The 17,514-nt window shown below is 63.5% G+C and carries 15 protein-coding genes; 6 read left to right on the top strand and 9 right to left on the bottom strand.

Annotated features, from left to right (window positions below; translation table 11 throughout):
• Positions 1 to 6: 6 nt before the first annotated feature.
• From ACVCNR_RS24510 to ACVCNR_RS24500, 3 genes are read right to left on the bottom strand one after another with little or no spacing between them, the layout of a single operon-like run.
• The gene (locus ACVCNR_RS24510; RefSeq protein ID WP_354199678.1) at positions 7 to 174 is read right to left on the bottom strand and encodes a hypothetical protein; all 168 of its coding nucleotides are present in this window, start codon (positions 172 to 174) and stop codon (positions 7 to 9) included.
• Between the two features lie 9 nt (positions 175 to 183).
• Positions 184 to 564 carry a hypothetical protein gene (locus tag ACVCNR_RS24505; RefSeq protein WP_354199677.1) on the bottom strand — a complete coding sequence of 127 codons (381 nt, stop codon included), beginning with the start codon at positions 562 to 564 and terminating at the stop codon, positions 184 to 186.
• A gap of 2 nt (positions 565 to 566) precedes the next feature.
• Positions 567 to 884 carry a hypothetical protein gene (locus tag ACVCNR_RS24500; RefSeq protein WP_354199676.1) on the bottom strand — a complete coding sequence of 106 codons (318 nt, stop codon included), beginning with the start codon at positions 882 to 884 and terminating at the stop codon, positions 567 to 569.
• A 334-nt stretch (positions 885 to 1,218) separates the two neighbouring features.
• Between ACVCNR_RS24500 and ACVCNR_RS24495 the strand changes: the two genes are divergently transcribed.
• Positions 1,219 to 1,668 carry a universal stress protein gene (locus ACVCNR_RS24495; RefSeq protein WP_447076871.1) on the top strand — a complete coding sequence of 150 codons (450 nt, stop codon included), beginning with the start codon at positions 1,219 to 1,221 and terminating at the stop codon, positions 1,666 to 1,668.
• 72 nt (positions 1,669 to 1,740) lie between these two features.
• Positions 1,741 to 3,396, top strand: a complete 1,656-nt coding sequence (locus ACVCNR_RS24490) for an FAD-binding dehydrogenase (RefSeq protein WP_447076870.1) — start codon at positions 1,741 to 1,743, stop codon at positions 3,394 to 3,396.
• A gap of 95 nt (positions 3,397 to 3,491) precedes the next feature.
• On the opposite strand, the gene ACVCNR_RS24485 is transcribed toward ACVCNR_RS24490, so the two are convergent.
• A protein-coding gene (locus tag ACVCNR_RS24485; RefSeq protein ID WP_447073368.1) for an IS5 family transposase occupies positions 3,492 to 4,246 on the bottom strand; the annotation gives its coding sequence in 2 pieces (ribosomal slippage) (positions 3,492 to 3,911 and positions 3,914 to 4,246; 753 coding nt in all).
• 296 nt (positions 4,247 to 4,542) lie between these two features.
• Between ACVCNR_RS24485 and ACVCNR_RS24480 the strand changes: the two genes are divergently transcribed.
• The gene (locus ACVCNR_RS24480) at positions 4,543 to 4,701 is read left to right on the top strand and encodes a hypothetical protein (RefSeq protein WP_354199672.1); all 159 of its coding nucleotides are present in this window, start codon (positions 4,543 to 4,545) and stop codon (positions 4,699 to 4,701) included.
• Between the two features lie 156 nt (positions 4,702 to 4,857).
• Here the strand turns inward: ACVCNR_RS24480 and ACVCNR_RS24475 are convergent, their stop codons facing one another.
• The 3 genes from ACVCNR_RS24475 to ACVCNR_RS24465 form a co-directional block, all read right to left on the bottom strand.
• Positions 4,858 to 6,843: an ABC transporter permease gene (locus tag ACVCNR_RS24475; protein WP_447076869.1), complete on the bottom strand. Its 1,986-nt coding sequence runs from the start codon at positions 6,841 to 6,843 to the stop codon at positions 4,858 to 4,860.
• The gene (locus tag ACVCNR_RS24470) at positions 6,840 to 7,868 is read right to left on the bottom strand and encodes a quaternary amine ABC transporter ATP-binding protein (protein ID WP_447076868.1); all 1,029 of its coding nucleotides are present in this window, start codon (positions 7,866 to 7,868) and stop codon (positions 6,840 to 6,842) included. Before ACVCNR_RS24470 ends, ACVCNR_RS24475 begins: the two co-directional genes overlap by 4 nt.
• A gap of 100 nt (positions 7,869 to 7,968) precedes the next feature.
• On the bottom strand, positions 7,969 to 8,922 hold the full coding sequence (locus ACVCNR_RS24465) for an ABC transporter substrate-binding protein (protein WP_354199669.1): 954 nt from the start codon (positions 8,920 to 8,922) through the stop codon (positions 7,969 to 7,971).
• A 188-nt stretch (positions 8,923 to 9,110) separates the two neighbouring features.
• Here ACVCNR_RS24465 and torR point away from each other — a divergent pair, with 188 nt between their 5' ends.
• Entirely contained in the window at positions 9,111 to 9,842 is a 732-nt protein-coding gene (gene torR / locus ACVCNR_RS24460) for a two-component system response regulator TorR (protein WP_447076867.1), read from the top strand.
• A 3-nt stretch (positions 9,843 to 9,845) separates the two neighbouring features.
• On the opposite strand, the gene torS is transcribed toward torR, so the two are convergent.
• Positions 9,846 to 12,767, bottom strand: a complete 2,922-nt coding sequence (gene torS, locus ACVCNR_RS24455) for a TMAO reductase system sensor histidine kinase/response regulator TorS (RefSeq protein ID WP_447076866.1) — start codon at positions 12,765 to 12,767, stop codon at positions 9,846 to 9,848.
• Between the two features lie 53 nt (positions 12,768 to 12,820).
• Here torS and torT point away from each other — a divergent pair, with 53 nt between their 5' ends.
• Complete coding sequence (gene torT, locus ACVCNR_RS24450) at positions 12,821 to 13,897, top strand: TMAO reductase system periplasmic protein TorT (protein ID WP_447076865.1); 1,077 nt, start codon at positions 12,821 to 12,823, stop codon at positions 13,895 to 13,897.
• A gap of 123 nt (positions 13,898 to 14,020) precedes the next feature.
• A complete protein-coding gene (locus tag ACVCNR_RS24445; protein ID WP_447076917.1) occupies positions 14,021 to 16,393 on the top strand; it encodes a trimethylamine N-oxide demethylase in 2,373 nt (790 codons plus the stop codon).
• A 76-nt stretch (positions 16,394 to 16,469) separates the two neighbouring features.
• Here the strand turns inward: ACVCNR_RS24445 and ACVCNR_RS24440 are convergent, their stop codons facing one another.
• Positions 16,470 to 17,486, bottom strand: coding sequence for a succinylglutamate desuccinylase/aspartoacylase family protein (locus ACVCNR_RS24440; RefSeq protein WP_447076530.1), 1,017 nt, complete (start codon positions 17,484 to 17,486; stop codon positions 16,470 to 16,472).
• Positions 17,487 to 17,514: the final 28 nt, after the last annotated feature.

The raw sequence follows: 17,514 nt of genomic DNA, 5'->3' as shown, positions 1-17,514 counted from the left end.
CGCCCTCTAGATCGTGTGACGCTCTTGCGTGGCCTCGATCTCGCCTTCGCGAGAGGAGGTCAGCAGCGCGTTGTCATAGGTCGTGTCTATGCGGACGAGGTCCAGGAGAAGCAGGGCGCCGAACATGATCGAGAGTGCCCAGGCGAGATATTCCAGAATGTTCCATACATCCATGGCCGCCTCCTAGCGCTTGTTCGCAAAACGTTCGGCTATTACCTCGCGGTACTCCTTGTCGGAGAGCCTGACTATGAGAACGAAGTAGCCGATGACGAAGACGGCCATGATGATGAGCGCCGTCCAGCTGAAGCTGTAGTCGAACCGCGCGGTGATGATGTCATTTGCCGCGGCGGGATCGGTAAATCCCAACGCAGCCCATTGTCTCTGTTCGCTTGCGTTTTGCCCAAGGGCTTCCCAGGTGGGGTCGGCTATCGGGTTGGGCGTCTTCGTTGCCCCGGCAAGCCCCATGTAGAGCGGGATATAGAGCGCGCCCACTGTCAGTATGAGCAAGGTTACGACGTCGATGATCTGCGCTACCAGACCCTGTTCCTTCGGTTGATACGCCATCGTCACCTCCGCCGCTGGCGCATCTCGTCGAGATGCTTGAGATCGAGGCCATAAATGAAATGCCTGTCCTCATCGTAGTGGCGCAACATGGCCAGGACGGCTGCGGAATTGAGGGCAAGGACGAAGCTGCCGGCAGTCACCAGTATGACCTGGATGGCGGGAACCGAAATGTAGGACCAAATGCTGATTATCGTGAACAGAAGGGTGCACCAGAGGACCAGCACAAACGCGATAAGTCCGGCACGATCGCGCGCATGCATTCTGCTGATGCGCTGTTCTAGCTCACTATCTGTGTTGAAGTGTATGCTGACCGCTTCCATTGGTTCCTCCCATATGAAGTGCGTCAAGCAGTGACTTGCATGGGCAGAAATGATGTTGCCCTCCAGGAATATTTAATGGTAGGATTTTTCTGTCAAGTGAAACTTTTTTAAACAGTGGAAAAATTGAAGCCTTGCGTGTTGGAGGGAGAACCTGGCTGACGGACGCACCATTCGATCCACACGATCGGCATCATGTTGCCTTGGATCAATGGCCGTTCATGAAAAACTATCTTCTCCACCTGGGCTGAATGCGATGCAGGATTAGGACCGGGAGAGCCTTCGTCACAGGATACCGCTCCTGGCCAAGGCCGAACAATCACAACGGAGATAGCAGGTGTACAACAACATTCTTATTGCAACGGACGGTTCAATTATATCCCACAAGGGTGTTGATCATGGATTGGCATTAGCCAAGGCACTTTCATGCAACGCCACGGTGGTCATCGTTACGAAGCCTTTTCCGATGGAGGGTGTAATTGACGTTACGGGCTGGGTTTCGGGTGAGAACGATCAAATCCGGTATGACGCCAGTCAAAAGGAGTTCGCCGATACGGTGTTGGGAGATGCCCGGAAAGCGGCTGAAAAGCTGGGAGTCGAAGCGAAATACATGCAGGTTTCGGACCACTCCCCGGCTGAAGGTATTCTTGCGACCGCCAAGAGCCAGGGTTGCGACCTGATCGTCATGGCTTCGCATGGACGGCGGGGGATCGGGCGACTGCTTTTGGGAAGCCAGACGGCAGAGGTCGTACATCACTCAACCGTGCCCGTGTTGGTTGTTCGGTAGGAAAGTTCTGCTCCAGGCTGTTGAAATAACCCACCGGCGAGATACAAATCCGTGGTCCACGGAGGGCAGTTGGTGGAACATTGGGACGCCATTGTTGTCGGGGGAGGATTGGCCGGCCTCGTTGCCGCCGCGGAGCTGGGCGACGCGGGCAGGAAAACGCTTATCGTCGAGCAGGAAGGCGGCGACTGGCTCGGCGGCCAGGCTTATTGGTCGCTCGGCGGTCTGTTCATGGTCGACACGCCCGAGCAGCGCCGTCTGGGGATCAGGGACAGCCGCGCGCTTGCCTGGCAGGACTGGCAAGGTTCGGCACAGTTCGACCGGCCCGAGGACCACTGGCCGCGCAAGGTGGCGGAAGCCTATGTCGATTTCGCCGCCGGCGAGATGCGCGCGTGGCTGTACGGCATGGGCATGCGGTGGTGGCCGGTTGTGGGCTGGGCCGAGCGCGGAGGCGCTCTGGCGCATGGCCATGGCAATTCCGTGCCGCGTTTCCACCTGACCTGGGGCACCGGCCCCGGCGTGGTCGCGGTGTTCGAACGGCGGGTGCGCGAACATGCCGCCAAGGGCCTCACCACGCTGAAATTCCGTCATCAGGTCTCGCGGCTCGTCAAGACCGGGGGAGCAATCACGGGCGTGGCCGGCGAGGTGCTGGAGCCGGCCGATGTGGCCCGCGGCCAGCAGTCGGGCCGCAATGTGGTCGGCGAATTCGAGTTCGCCGCCGCGAACGTCATCGTCACTTCGGGCGGCATCGGCGGCAATCACGATCTGGTTCGCGAAATGTGGCCGACGGATCGGCTGGGCCTTGCCCCCAAATCGATGGTGGCGGGCGTACCGCATCATGTCGACGGGCGCATGCTCGCCATAGCCGAGAAAGCGGGGGCCGCCACCATCAACAAGGACCGGATGTGGCACTATGTCGAGGGCATCCGCAACTGGAACCCGATCTGGCCGAACCATGGCATCCGCATCCTGTCGGCGCCCTCCCCTATGTGGTTCGACGCCCTGGGCGAACGGCTGGAAGCACCTTTCTTCCCCTCCTATGATTCACTCGGAACGCTGCGGCGCATCCTTTCCACCGGCCATGACTACTCCTGGTTCGTGCTGACATCGAAAATGGCGGCGAAGGAGTTCGTGCTGTCGGGTTCGGAACAGAACCTCGACTTCACCGGCAAGGACTGGCGCGCGGTGCTGAAGAACCGGCGCGGCGGCAAGGCTCCGCCTTCGGTGCGCGCCTTCCTCGACCACGGCGAGGATTTCATCCGGCGCGATACCCTTCGTGACCTGGTTGCGGCAATGAACGAGCTTTCGGGTGACGGTCTTCTCGACCATGACCGTTTGCGCTGGCAGATCGAGGCGCGTGACCGCGAGGTGGAGGCATCCTATTCCAAGGACGCGCAGATCGCCGGCATTCGCAACGCGCGTCGCTATCTGGGCGACAAGATCTTCCGCGTGACCAAGCCGCACAAGATCCTCGATGCTCGGAACGGCCCGCTGATTGCGGTGCGGCTGCATATACTGACCCGCAAGACGCTGGGCGGGCTGCACACGAATGTCGATGCGCAGGTGCTCGACAGCAAGGGCGAGCCCATGCCGGGCCTCTATGCGGCAGGTGAAGTCGCCGGTGGCGGCGGTGGCGGTTATCACGGCTACAACGCGCTGGAAGGCACGTTCCTCGGCGGTTGCATCTTTTCAGGCCGCGATGCCGGCCGCCGCGCGGCGGGCCGGAAATGATCCGAACTCGGTCAGCCGGGAAAGGGAGTACAGAATGGCTACCCGGCTGAAGATGGCCCCTCAGCCCTGGAGGGAGGAACTAGGGTCCGGACTCACTACAGCCACCATATGACGGCGGCGGCGAGGCTGATAGCGCCCATGAAGTTTTTGACGTTGCGGTCGAAACGGGTTGCGATGCGTCGCCAGTCTTTGAAGCGGCAGAACATGCGCTCGACAATGTTGCGCTGCTTGTAGACAGCGCGGTCATAGTCGTACTGGACCTTACGGTTCTTGCGGGGCGGAATGACGGGCTCGGTGCCACGCTCGACCAGCCATTCCCGTAGCGCCTGGCTATCATATCCTTTGTCAGCGACGAGTTCGGCGGACGGCGGCATCGCCTCGATACAAAGCTGTGCGACCTTGCAATCGTGCACGTTTGCGGGCGTCAGGAGCAGGACGCAGGGGCGGCCCTTCTCGTCACAGACGGCATGGAGCTTGGTGTTTCGTCCGCCTTTCGTGCGGCCGATACCATGGGCCAAGGCCCCCCTTTTCCGCCACCCGCACAGCGGTGGACCTTGATGCAGGAGCTATCGATAAACAACCGGTCCGGCGCATCTGCTGCTCCCGCCAGCGCGCTGAATATGCCCTCCCATATGCCGCGTTCGGACCAGCGAACGAACCGGTTATAAAGCGTCTTCTTCGGTCCATAGACATCGGCGCAGTCGGCCCAACGGCCGCCGCAGCGCAGAGCATGGACGATGCCACTCAGCACACGGCGATCATCTACGCGAGGCTTGCCGCGCACGTCGGTCGGAAGCAGCGGCTCGATCCGAGCCCACTGCGTATCGGAAAACCAAAAGAAATCACCCATATAACCGCCTCCTCGATGAGGCAGTGAATCACGATCTGGCTGGCAGGGGGAACCCCGTTATTGGGTCCGGACCCTAGATGCCGCCCTGGCCGAACTCGACGGCCTCAAATCGGCGCGCACGGGCAACGAGGAGCGTATCAGGCTGCTGAACAGGATCGCCGACGATACGCTGGAGATTGCCGAAGCCTGAACCAGGACCGCCGCGCGCAAGAAAGGTGAGGCAAAGCGTTCCTGAAGAATGTCGCCACACATTGTAGGACGTGCAAAGCGGCATCGGCGACGTTCACAACACGCTCATGTTCGACAAGCCAGAGCGGACTGTTCTGGAACAGCCTTTCCGCATGTTCCCGAAGCCCGCATGGTTCATCATCAACCGCAAGGCAATCGAGATTGGGTGCCTGCTGACGAACTTCCTGCACAGCCCATCCTTCGGCAAACTGCCACGCATCGTCTAGAATGCGTGCGCGGCTGATCAGATCAGGTGCAGTCGCGTCGACCGCCTGCCAGTCGGAATCGCCGTCGCCAACCTGACATCACCCTCGTCAGTAATGATTTTGCCGTGATTGGGCATCCATACCCGCATGGGTGCCCTCCTGAAAGTTCACGGTTCGCTAAAGCCCCAGCCGTTGCCTCCTTTTCGTCGACCAGGCCGTAATCAGCTGGTCGACCGTCAACCCCATGAAGGCCACACAGAGGCCAAGCACCAAACCCTTGCCCGCATCGTTGAAGGTCAGGGCACGGAAAATCTCCTGGCCGATGTCCTTGGTGCCGATGAAGGCCGCGATGATGACCATGAACAGCGCGAACATGATCGTCTGGTTGATGCCTAGCATGATCTCGGGGAAGGCCAGCGGCATGCGGATGTTCCACAAAAGCTGCCGCTGCGTGCAGCCCGAGGTGAGGCCGGCTTCGACGATCTCCTGGGGTACATTGCGCAGGCCGAAAATGGTGTAACGCACGATCGGGATCATCGCGTAGATGATGATCGCCGAGATCGCTGCGACGTCGCCGACCTTGAACAGCATGATCACCGGGATCAGGTAGATGAAGGACGGGAAGGTCTGGAAGGTGTCGCACACAAGCTTGGCGATACCGGTGCGGCGCTCGCTGCGCGAAGCCCAGATGCCGATCGGCAGGCCAATGGCGATGCAGATCAGCACGGCGACCGTCACCATGTAGGCTGTGATCAGCGACCGCTCCCAGTAGCCGGCGAAGGCGATGAACAGCACGAAGCCGGTAACGATCAGCGCCAGGCGCAGCCCGCCGAGCGTCCAGCCGGCGGCCGCGACCAGCGCTACCATCGCCGTCCACGGGATGCTCTGGAACAGGTCGCGAATGGGGATCAGCACATAGAGCAGCATGGCGTTACGGAGATATTGCAGCGGGTCGTAGAGCGTGACCGTGACCCAGTCGACAAGCGCGTTCCAGAAAGGCGCTGTGCTCAGGGCGAGTTCCGCCGGCCAGGCCCGGGCGTTGGGCGTGACAGCCGCCAGGAGCAGCGAGCCCAGCACAACCGCCACCGCGGCTGCGAGGAACGGGAAGCGCTGCAGCCAGGTGGCATCGGGCAAAACATGCGAGGGCTGTTTGTAGGCAGCGGCACGGCTCAGCTGATCGAGCGTGATGGCCATGAGGACGATGGCGACGCCGCTCTCCAGCGCCTGGCCGATCTTCAGGGCCTGGAGCCTGAACAAGAGATCGTGGCCGAGGCCGCGCGCGCCGACGAAGGACGCGATGACCACCATCGCCAGGCACTGCATGATGACCTGGTTGACGCCGACCAAAAGGGACTGGCGGGCGGAGGGGATTTCGACCATCCACAAGATCTGGAAGCGGGTGCAGCCGGCCATCTTGCCCGCTTCGCGCACTTCCTCGGCGACGCCTTTGAGGCCGAGGATGGTGAGCCGGGCCATCGGCGGGATGGCGAAGATGACGGTGGCGATGGCACCCGCCTTGTGGCCGACGCCTATGAACACGGCGATCGGGATCAGGTAGGAAAAATGCGGCAATGACTGCAGCACATTGAGCAACGGCACGATGAGCGCTTCGAACCATTGCTTCTTCACTGCGAGGATACCCATGCCGAAACCGATGAGACCGGCGATGGGAGCTGCGACCAGCACCACCGACAAGGTGATCATCGACAGGTCCCACTTGCCGAAGATCGCCATGTAGGCGACGCAACCGGCCGACAGCAGACCGAGCCGCCAATCCCGGAGATACCAGCCGAACACGCCTGCCAGCCCTGCAATCATGACCCACGGCATGGCCGCGAGCCCGACCCCGGGAAAGCCCGACACCAGCAGCCCTTCGACGAAAGCCAGCGGCCAGGTGATCAGCTCGGCTGCGCCGCGCGTAAGGTCGCGGAACGAAAACGGCCCGAAGATCGCGTCGTCGCGCAGATGCTCGATCAGCGTATTGACCCAGCCGACGAAGGGGATCGTCCAGTTCCTGGGCACCTGCGCCGCCCAGTCGGGAAGCAGGGACGCGGCAAACAGGAGCATAAGGAAGGGCAGCAGCACCAGGAGAGGTTTCGTCATCGAGCTCACGGACCTCTGCTCTTCCATCTCGGCGGGGCGGGTCAGCGTCGCGGCTGTCATGAGCGCTGTTCCTTGCCGTAGAGCGCATTGATCAGGCTGCTGCGGCTCAGCGTGCCGACCAGCGCTCCGCCATCGTCGACGACGTCGACAGGCCGTTCCGACGACAGCACCTGACGGGCGACGCTGGCCAGCAGCGCCTGCGCTTGGACGGCCGTCGCTTCAGGCGAGCGGGACGATGCGGGCGCCATGACTGAGCGCACCGACAGCAGACGGTCGTGGGAGACGTTGCGGGTGAACTCGCCGACATAGGGCGTGGCCGGACGGGTCACCAGCTCCTCTGCAGTGCCAAGCTGTTCGACGACGCCATCCTTCATGATGGCAATGCGATCGGCAACGCGGATCGCTTCGTCGAAATCGTGGGTGATAAAGACAATGGTCTTGTTGAGAACCTGCTGCAGGCGCAGGAACTCGTCCTGCATCTCGCGGCGAATGAGCGGATCGAGCGCCGAAAACGGCTCGTCGAGGAACCAGACGTCGGGGCCGACAGCGAGCGAACGGGCGATGCCGACACGCTGCTGCTGGCCGCCGGAAAGCTCGCGCGGATAGTAGCCCTCGCGGCCCTTGAGCCCCACCAGCTCGATCACCTCACGGGCGCGGGCCTCGCGTTTCTGGCGATCCGTACCGCGCACCTGGAGGGGAAAGGCGACATTGTCGAGAACGGTGCGATGCGGCAGCAGGGCGAAATGCTGGAAGACCATGCCCATCTTGTGGCGCCTGATGTCGATCAGCTCGCGCTCGGTGGCCGCAAGGATGTTACGGCCCTCGAACATCACCTCGCCCGAAGTCGGTTCGACAAGACGGGCAAGACAGCGCAGCAGGGTCGACTTGCCCGACCCTGACAGCCCCATGACGACGAGGATTTCACCCGGCATCACCTCGAAAGAGACGTGGCGGACGGCGGAAACGTAACCTTCGGCCCTGATGGTTTCGATCGAGAGATCGCCGGCATGGCGGCGCAGGAACCCGGCCGGATCGGAGCCGTAGAGCTTCCACAGGTTGCGGCATGCGATTTTCGCTTCGGACATGTCGGGCTGCCTCTCGCCAGGGGGCCGATGGGTGCACGTGGAGAGGTGGCGTCCGCTGTGCGGGCGCCACGACACCGGAACAGGACCTTGGATGCTGGAACTAGCTGGCGTTGTTCAGCCAGGCCTTCCAGCGCGCCTCGTTGTCGGCCAGCCACTTGTCGGCGGCCTGTTCCGGCTCCATGTTGTCGATGTCGGCCAGCTTGGCCTGCACGGCGATGTCCATGTTGGAGAAGTTGACCTTCTGCAGGATCGCGTAGGCCTTGGGCCACTTGGCGGGGAATTCCTTCCAGGCCGCTATCTTCAGGTAGCCGTCCTTAGGGTTGCCGCAGTCATAGGAAAGCTCCTTGTTAGAGCCCCATGACGGATCGTCCTTGCACTTGGGATCGAAGGCAGGGAATTCGACGAACTTGCCGTCATAAAGCGCCTCGACGAAATTCGGCGTCCAGTTGAACAGGACAAGCGGCTCCTTGCGCTTGACGGCGGAATCGAGCTCCGCCCAGAGCGCCGCCGCCGAACCGGCATTCACGACCTCGAAGTTCATGCCAAGTGCCTCGACGCGCTCGGCATCGTGCTTCAACCAGTCGACCGGTCCACCGAGAAAGCGGCCCCTGGGAGCGGTTTCGGCCGTCGCAAACTTGTCGGCGCAGGCGTTGAGCGCTTCCCAGGCCGGCAAGCCGGGGCAAGCCTCCTCGACATAGGTCGGGTACCACCATTCCTCGCGCGTCTTGGCATCATGGGTGGCGGCATCGATGGCGCAGCCCTCATCGACCACCTTCTGGAAGGCGACGCCGAAGGCCCCCTCCCAAACCTCATGGACCAGGCTGACGTCGCCTTCGCAGAGGGCGGTGTAGACCACCTGGCTGTCGGCCGAGACATACTCGACCTTGGCTCCACCCTTCTCCAGCAGCTTACCGACGATATGGGCGCCGACGATCTGGCTTGACCAGTTATGGGTCGGGATCTTGATGACGTCGGTGGAATCCTGGGCGAATGCAGTACCGGTCGCGAAAGCCATGACCGTGGCCATAGTTGCGGACTTCGTGAAATTCGTCATTGAACCTCCCTTTCCTTTGTGTTGCGATTGTTCCCATGGAAGGCGGAGTGCCGGCCTCTGCGGGCCGGTTCATTTCCGCTCCATTACCGCAAAGATAGCGGCGAGAAGTGAACCGGTGTCGCCCGGGGTGTAAAAGTCGTAGGCCGACTTGTGAAATGATGTTAACGGACTTGGGAGGGTAGGATGGCATGCGGGTCCAGCATCACATCGTGATCGTCGAGGACGACCCGGTCACACGGGCCAAGCTCGCCAGCTATTTCCTAGCCGAGGGCTACAAGGTCAGCGAGGCGGGTGACGGCGAGCAGATGCGCGCCATCATGAGCAGGTACCCGGCCGATCTCCTGATGATTGACATCAACCTGCCCGGCGAGGACGGCCTCAAGCTCACCCGCGAACAACGCGAACGCTCCGATGTCGGCATCATCCTGGTCACCGGCCGTTCCGACACCATCGACCGCATCGTCGGCCTCGAGATCGGCGCCGACGATTACGTCACCAAACCCGTCGAACATCGCGAACTTCTTGCCCGCGTAAAGGGGCTGCTGCGCCGCGTCGGCAAGAACAGGTTGCCGCAGGCGGCCTCGGCGACACGGCAGTTCCACGGCTGGACGCTGGAGGTGCCAAGGCGGACGCTGCAGGCCGCCGACGGCACCTTCGTCGAACTGACCGGCGCCGAGTTCAAGCTGCTCGCAGTGCTGACCGCCAACCCCGGCCAGGTGCTGTCGCGCGAGCGCCTGCTGCACGAGATATCAAGGCGCGAATGGGATGCCAGCGATCGCACGGTCGACGTCCTGGTCCGGCGTCTCAGACGGAAGTTGCAGGACAATCCGAGGGCCCCGCGCATCATCATCACCTCGCACGGCGAGGGCTATTTCTTCGCCCCCGACGCTGCGCAACATGCCTTCGCTAGCGCCAACTGATCTTCAGGCAGGGTGTGCCGGATCGGCAGCCTCGTCGAGCATCGCCTCCCATTGCCGGGAACCGTCGGCATAGGCCTTCTCGCAAGCCTTGACCATGGCACCGAGTTTGGCGGCCGGCGACCGCGCGGCAGCCGCCTCGAGCGCTTCCGCTTCTTCCAGCAGGCGTGGGAAGCCGATGGAGCCGGCCGTGCTGCGTGTGGCATGGGCGAGATCGCGCAAGATCTCGCGATCACCTGCCGCCAGCGCCTCCCGCATCGACTTGAAGCGCCTTGGCAAGTTGTCACGGGCAATACGGTGCAGGTGCCTCACGGTTTCCGGGCCGAGCGCATCCATGTCGGCCCGGCAGGCGACGATGTCTATGGCGGCGGCAACCGGCTTGGCCGGTGCAGTCATAAGGCCCAGCGATGCGACCGCATCGAGCAGTTGCTCGTGTACGATGGGCTTGGCCACGAATGCGTCCACACCGGCGTCAAGATAGCGCTCGATGTCGGTCCTGAAGACATGGGCCGACATCGCGACGACCGGCAGATCCGGGGCGGAAAGCTTGGACCTCAGGCGACTCATGGTCTCGATACCGTCGATGCCGGGCAGGCTGACATCCATGACAACGACATCCGGCCTGAAGTCGTCGATCGCCTCGAGCGCGAGATAGCCGGAATTCACGGCTCTCACGCGATGGCCAGCCCGTTCCAGCACTTCCGTCGCCACCATGCGCGTGGCGTCGTCGTCCTCGACCACCAGGATGGCCTGTGCGGCACCTGAAGGCCGGCGGGCACGGCGTTGCCCTGACGCCGACAACGTGCCGGCAGCCACCTTCTGCAGCGGAATTTCCAGCCTGAACGTGCTCTCCTTCCCCGGCTGCGATGCGACCGTGAGCTCGGCATCCACAAGCCGGGCGAACTCGCGGCTGATCGCAAGCCCGAGCCCGCTGCCGCCGAAGCGGCGGGTGATCGACGCATCCATCTGGGTGAAGGGCTGAAAGACGTCGTCCTGGCGCTCGGGCGCGATGCCGATGCCGCTGTCGGAAACGGCAAGGTGAACGGTCTGGCTCTGCTTGCGATTGGCCGCCACCATGACCTCGACCAGCACATGACCATGCTCGGTGAACTTGATGGCGTTGCTGACGAGATTGAACAGGATCTGGCGTATCTTGCCGGCGTCGGCATTGAAGGCGCGTGCCAGCTTGCGATCGACCACCAGCCTGAGATCCAGTCCCTTCTCCGCCGCCATCGGCCGCATGAACATGACCACGCCCCTCACCAGCTTGGCCAGGTCGAAGTCGATCTTGTCGATGACGACATTGCCGGTCTCCACCTTCGAATAGTCGAGGATGGCGTTGAGGATGCCCAGCAGAGCCTCACCGGAGCTTGCCGCGACCGTAAGGTGCTCGCGCTGCTTCGGTCCAAGCTTGCTGTCCGCGAGAAGACGTATCATGCCCAGCATGCCGGTCATCGGCGTGCGGATTTCGTGGCTCATCGTAGCAAGGAAGGCAGACTTGGCGCTGCTCGCCTGCTCGGCGCGGGCACGCGCCTCATCATGCTCGACCGCCTCCTGCCGCAGGCGCTTGTTGGCCAGCCTGATCTGCTCGGTCTGCTCCTCGACGAGCTGCTGCAATTCCTCGCGGTGACGCCTCAATTCGTCGGTGATGCGCTCGCGTTCCTGCTCCAGTTCGAGCCGCCGGCGCGACTCGTCGCGGAACTGGTTGACGGCCACCGCCATGGTGCGCAACTCGTCGTCGCCATCGTCGGTGACGGTTACGTCGAGATCCCCCGCAGTTAGCCGCTGCATCGCCCGCGACAGCCCGCTGAGGCGACGGACGAGATTGCGCTCGACATAAAACCAGACGATGGCACCCGAAGCGAGGACGGCACCGAGCAACGTGGCCACCAGCACGACGACGCCGATGCGCACGGCATTGTCGGCCCGCTCGGCCGTGGTTCGGGCAAATTCGTCGGAGCGGTCGAGGATGTTCCGCGCTACCTGGTTCTGCGTCACCGCGAGGTCGCGGTTGGCCTGGGCCATGGCGTCGAGGCTGCTGGCCAGATCGACGACATGCTGGCGACGGCCGAAGATCGAACCGGCGACGGGGACCTCGCCTGCGGCGGCCTCGATGGAAGCGAACAACTCGAGGCCCTGCTTGCGTCGCACTGGGTCGTCGATGCTGAGGATGCGTCGGCGGATCACCTTCACATGGTCCTGGAAGATGTTGCTGATCTCGTTGATCTCTGCCTTCGTTTCGGCGCGGCCGAGACGATTGGCCAGCAGGCTGATCTGGGCACTGCGGTGGCGCAGCTCGTACATGCGCTCCATCAGGTAGATGTCATGTTCGATCAGGCGATCGAGGGCGATATAGGCATCCTCGCGCCGCGCCGGATCGCCGATCAGCCCGTAGAGGTTGGCCGTCACCGCCGACGCACCTGCCGAGGCGTTGGAGATCAACGTTTCCGATAGCAGCAGGATCTGCTGCGCAGCAGCGGCGGCAGCGTCCGCACCGTCCCGATAAGCCTTGTCCTCGTCGAGGCGCTGCCGCACCAGCTCGTTGTTCTGCTTGAGGTTGGCCAGCATCTTCTCGACCGAGCCGGCGAAGGCCTCCACGAGCTTGGGGTCGATCGACAGGCGCCGGACCTCGGCGAGCGACTTGACTATTTCCTGCGACAGCGTCGTGAGCTTCGCCTGCTCGGCGAGGAGCTCCTCGCGCGATCTCACTGCCGCAAGCGCCGGAGCGGTGGCGATCAGCTTGGCACTGAGCTCCGCGGTGCGCTGGGTCACCGCCACCGCCGGCAAGGCCTGTGCATTCACCACAGCCTGCGCATCGGCGATGTTGCGCAGGATCAACCAGCTAACCAGGCCGGATGTCAGGGACAGGCCAGTGATGCACAGGAAGGCGAGGAACAGCCTCCCACCGATGCCGAACCTATGAAGCATGGCTCATATAACCATGGTTTGCGCTGCCAACGTAAGCCGTCTAGCGTAAAGCAATGTACGTATCTGCCGGCCGCCAATGCCTGCGCCTGCTCGCGACCGCCCTCTTGGCGTGCGGCCTCGGGCATTTCGCCCTAGCTGCGGAAACGAGCTGGAAGCTCAACGCTTGGAATCCGCCGTTCGATTACACGCGGACTCCGACGACGATCGACTACCAGCCCGTCGCCAGGGCGGCGAAGCCGTGGCGCATCTGCGCCTCCTATCCGCATCTCAAGGATTCCTACTGGGTCAGCGTCAATTACGGCATGGTCGAGCAGGCACGTTCGTCCGGCGTCAAGCTGACGGTCGTCGAAGCGGGCGGCTATCCCAATCTCGACCGCCAGATCGAGCAGATTCGCACCTGCAGTGCCAATGCCGACGCTCTCATTGTCGGCACCGTATCCTATGAAGGGCTGACGCCGACCATCAGGGAAATCGCCGAGCGCGTCCCGGTCATCGCCGCCATCAACGACATCGATGACGCCGGCATCTCCGCCAAGACCGGCGTCTCCTGGGAGGAGATGGGCCAGTCGATCGGCGCCTATCTCGCCCGCATGCATCCGGCCGGCACCATGCCCGTCAGCGTCGCCTGGTTCCCCGGACCAAAAGACGCAGGATGGGTCAAGTTCATCGAGACGGGCTTCCGGCGGGCGCTGGAACAGAGCTCGGCCGAGATATCGGCAGTAAAATGGGGAGACACCGGCGTCGAGATCCAGCTTCTGTTGATCGAGGAGGTGCTCGAGACCCAGCCCGACATCGACTACATCGTCGGCAGCGCTCCCACGGCCGATGCCGCGGTAAGCATCCTCAGGGCGCAGGGCCGCGCCAATCACGTCCAGGTGCTGGCCGACTACTTCACGCACGGCACGTTCCGCGAGATCAACCGCGGCAAGGTGGTTGCGGCACCAACGGATTCGCCGCCCCTGCAGGGCCGCATCGCCATCGACCAGGCGATCCGGGCGATCGAAGGCACGCTGCGCTACCGCCATGTCGGGCCGCCGGTCGCGATTGTCGACCGTGGCAATGTGCAATCGCTCGACCTCGAGCGCAGTCTCGCCCCGGCCTGGTTCAAGCCGACCTTCGAGGTCCAGTAGACTGTCACAATTTTTCACATCCGGTGCGGTGATTTTCACCTGTGTCGGCGGACTGGTTCACAGCAGGCTGCTAGCTTGGCGACCAGGTTTCAGTCGATTGCTGCGAGGAGGGCGGTGATGGCCATGACAGGTGCCCCTTATCCCGATGTGGTGCCTGGCCCACCTCGTGCGAGCGGGATTTTGCTTCCCGGCTCGCTCGCGCTGCCTGCAGGGATGGAGCGCTATGAGGTTGCGGGCGCAGGCGCGGTGTTTGTGTCGGTCGAGGCCGGGGATACGGTCACGGTGCGCGATCTTGAGGGCGGGCAGGCCTGCGAGTTGGTGGCGGCTGACGCCTCGGGCCGCACCGATGCCGCGATCCTCGGCGTCAGGTCCAATTCCAACGCCGCCGGCCTGCAGGCGCTGCTTGCCGGCGACAACAGCAGCCTGGCCGCTTTCCGCGCCGGGCTGACCCGGCGCCGCATCGACCTTGCCAAGGCCGAGGCGGTGCGGCTGTTCGACGGCTTGACGCCGGCGGGGACCGAGGAGACGTTCACTGTCACCCGCGACGGCAGCCTGGTGGTCGCCGCGCCGGGCGGGCCGATGGCCGTCGACGGCCACGACACGGTCACGCCGATCCTGGTTCTGGTGCGCAGGGCGCGCGTGCAGACACGGGCCAGGGGCGCGGAGCTGCCGGAGCCGCTGGCCGATCCGGTGCTCGACCTGAGGGTCAGGTCGGCCACCGCACAGTCGTTTTTCGTGCGTGCGGGCGAATTCATCCAGATCATCGATGTCGACGGGCGCCAGTGCACCGACTTCCAGTGTTTTTCGGCCCGCAAGCTCGACAAGGGCCTCGACAACCCCCTCGATGTCACCGCCACCCGCTCGCTGATGGGCCATGCCTATCCGATGCCCGGCCTGCACGCCAAATATTACGACCAGGACTTCGAGCCGCTGGTCGAGGTGGTGCAGGACACCTGCGGGCGTCACGACGCCTTCGCGCTGGCCTGCTACGCCAAATACTATGACGACATCGGCTATCCGGGCCATGCCAACTGCTCGGAGAACTTCAACCGGGCGCTGGCCGACAAGGGCGTGCGCCCGCGGGCGGGCTGGATGGCGGTGAACTTCTTCTTCAACACCGGCATCGACGCGCATGGGGTGATGTATTCGGACGAGCCGTGGTCGCGGCCGGGCGACTATGTCCTGTTGCGCGCGCTTACCGACATCGTGTGCGTGTCCTCGGCCTGCCCCGACGACACCACGCCGGCCAATGGCTGGAACCTGACCGACATCCATGTGCGCACCTATTCCGACAAGAACAGGTTCTCGCGCGCCATCGCCCGCCGCGTAACTCCGGATTCCGAGCCGAAAATGACCACAGAAACCGCCTTCCATTCGCGCTTTGCCCAGCACACGCGCAACTTCGTCGAATACAAGGGCTACTGGCTGGCCAATTCCTTCGCCAAGGAAGGGCCGATCGAGGAGTATTGGGCCTGCCGCCAGAAGGCGGTGGTGATGGACCTGTCGGCGCTGCGCAAGTTCGAGGTCACCGGCCCGGATTCCGAGGCGCTGCTGCAATACACGCTGACCCGCGACGTCAAGAAGCTGGGCGTGGGCCAGGTGGTCTACAGCGCCATGTGCTACGAACATGGCGGCATGATCGACGACGGTACGCTGCTGAGGCTGGGACAGGACAATTTCCGCTGGATCGGCGGCGACGACTATTCGGGCGTGTGGCTGCGCGAGACGACCGACAAACTCGGGCTGAAGGTGCTGGTGCGCGCCTCCACCGACCAGATGCACAACATCGCCGTGCAGGGCCCCAACAGCCGCGCCATCCTCAAGGAGGTGATCTGGACGCCGCCGCACCAGCCGCGGCTTGAGGAGGTGGAATGGTTCCGCTTCACCATCGGGCGCATCGGCGGCGAGAACGGCGTGCCTGTGGTGGTGTCGCGCACCGGCTATACCGGCGAGCTCGGCTATGAGGTTTGGTGCCATCCGCGCGATGCCGGCACGGTGTTCGATGCGGTATGGGAAGCTGGCCAGCCGCTGGGCTTGAAGCCGATGGGGCTCCTGGCGCTCGACATGCTGCGCATCGAGGCGGGGCTGATCTTCGCCGGCTACGAGTTCTCCGACCAGACCGATCCGTTCGAGGCCGGCATCGGCTTTACCGTGCCGCTCAAGTCCAAGACCGACGACTTCATCGGCCGCGAGGCGCTGATCCGGCGCAAGGAGCATCCCGTGCGCAAGCTGGTCGGGCTCGATATCGACAGCAATGTCGCGGTCGGCCATGGCGACTGCATCCATATCGGCCGCGCCCAGATCGGCGAAGTCACCTCCTCGATGCGCTCGCCGCTGCTGAAGAAGAACATCGCCCTGGCCAGGGTCGACGCAACACATGCCGCCATCGGCACCGAGGTCGAGATCGGCAAGCTCGACGGCCACCAGAAACGCCTGCCCGCAAAAATCGTCCCCTTCGCCCATTACGACCCCAAAAAGGAAAGGCCAAGGTCGTAGATAATCCCTGACCTTCGCTGAGAATGTAGCTTCGCGTAACGGGCAGCGATGCCGACCAGCCGAGGGACTATGCGCCTTACGTCCGTTCTACATCCGAGAGCAATTTGAACAGGCAGTCTCCGGGGTTTGTGAGGGCTGGGAAGCGGCGGCAGGCGACGAGGCCGGGTCTGGTGAAGTTTATGGCTTGTGGGGGCCGATGCGGGCCGTCGATGGGATGGATGGCGCCCGCGCACTGGCCTGGGTGAACGCTGTCGCCGATCTCGACGCAGGGCTCGAAGATGCCGCGACAGGGCGCGTAGACGAACGCGTCCCTGCCTTCGACCCGCATCAGGCGCACGGGCGGCGGCGGTTCGGTTTGTGCGTTCGGCAGGATGCCGACATGCCTGAGAACACGGCAGAGCCCCTGGGTGGCGATGGCTTCGCCTTTGGGCGAGAAGCTGCCGCCACCACCCAGCTCCGCCGTGAGCGCGGGAACGCCGCAGGCCTGGGCCGCCGCCGACAGCGTCGTCGAGGCACCGCCGCCTGCGCCGTCGCTGATGGAGCCGACGGGCGCGCCGAAGATTTGCATGAGCTCGACAAGGCGCGCCGTCTCAGTCGCGATCCCGCCGTCCCGGATCAGGCAGCAGGGATAATAGGCCAGCGACCTTCCGCCAGAGTGCAGGTCGATGACGAGATCGGACAGGGGCAGAAGCACCGAGACGACGTAGTGGGCGATCATCTGGGTCGGCGTGCCGTTGGCCTTGCCCGGAAACAGGCGGTTCAGATTGCCCTCGTCGAGCGGCGACAGCCGCCGGCCGGCGGCCACGGCGGGGTAATTCAGGGCAGGCAGGACAACGATGCGGCCGCGCACCTCGCCCGGCTCGATCCGTCGCGCCAGCTTGCCGAGCGCGATCTGGCCCTCATATTCGTCCCCGTGGCTGCCGGCGACCAGCAGCGCCGTCGGCCCGTCCCCGTTCCTGATGCAGGCGATGGGGATCGGGATTGTGCCATAGGCGGAAAGGTCGCTCGAGAAGGGCAGCCGCACAAAGCCATGCTGTTTGCCGTCCCGTTCGAGGTCGAGGGTCGTCCACATGTGCGTTTCGCCCGCCGGCATCGCAGCCTCCATGTCGATACAGCCTTCC

The sequence above is a fragment of the Aquamicrobium terrae genome, assembly GCF_052978165.1.
Note: the sequence above shows the minus strand (reverse complement) of the source record. Positions and strands in the feature narration are given on the sequence as shown.

What these genes read in the sequence shown, in the direction of transcription:
- ACVCNR_RS24500 (WP_354199676.1), bottom strand. Translation starts at nt 884, where the DNA reads ATGGAAGCGGTCAGCATACACTTCAACACAGATAGTGAGCTAGAACAG.
- ACVCNR_RS24505 (WP_354199677.1), bottom strand. Translation starts at nt 564, where the DNA reads ATGGCGTATCAACCGAAGGAACAGGGTCTGGTAGCGCAGATCATCGAC.
- ACVCNR_RS24445 (WP_447076917.1), top strand. Translation starts at nt 14,021, where the DNA reads ATGACAGGTGCCCCTTATCCCGATGTGGTGCCTGGCCCACCTCGTGCG.
- ACVCNR_RS24440 (WP_447076530.1), bottom strand. Translation starts at nt 17,486, where the DNA reads ATGCCGGCGGGCGAAACGCACATGTGGACGACCCTCGACCTCGAACGG.
- torR (WP_447076867.1), top strand. Translation starts at nt 9,111, where the DNA reads ATGCGGGTCCAGCATCACATCGTGATCGTCGAGGACGACCCGGTCACA.
- ACVCNR_RS24465 (WP_354199669.1), bottom strand. Translation starts at nt 8,922, where the DNA reads ATGACGAATTTCACGAAGTCCGCAACTATGGCCACGGTCATGGCTTTC.
- torT (WP_447076865.1), top strand. Translation starts at nt 12,821, where the DNA reads ATGTACGTATCTGCCGGCCGCCAATGCCTGCGCCTGCTCGCGACCGCC.
- ACVCNR_RS24510 (WP_354199678.1), bottom strand. Translation starts at nt 174, where the DNA reads ATGGATGTATGGAACATTCTGGAATATCTCGCCTGGGCACTCTCGATC.
- ACVCNR_RS24475 (WP_447076869.1), bottom strand. Translation starts at nt 6,843, where the DNA reads ATGACAGCCGCGACGCTGACCCGCCCCGCCGAGATGGAAGAGCAGAGG.
- ACVCNR_RS24480 (WP_354199672.1), top strand. Translation starts at nt 4,543, where the DNA reads ATGTTCGACAAGCCAGAGCGGACTGTTCTGGAACAGCCTTTCCGCATG.
- torS (WP_447076866.1), bottom strand. Translation starts at nt 12,767, where the DNA reads ATGCTTCATAGGTTCGGCATCGGTGGGAGGCTGTTCCTCGCCTTCCTG.
- ACVCNR_RS24470 (WP_447076868.1), bottom strand. Translation starts at nt 7,868, where the DNA reads ATGTCCGAAGCGAAAATCGCATGCCGCAACCTGTGGAAGCTCTACGGC.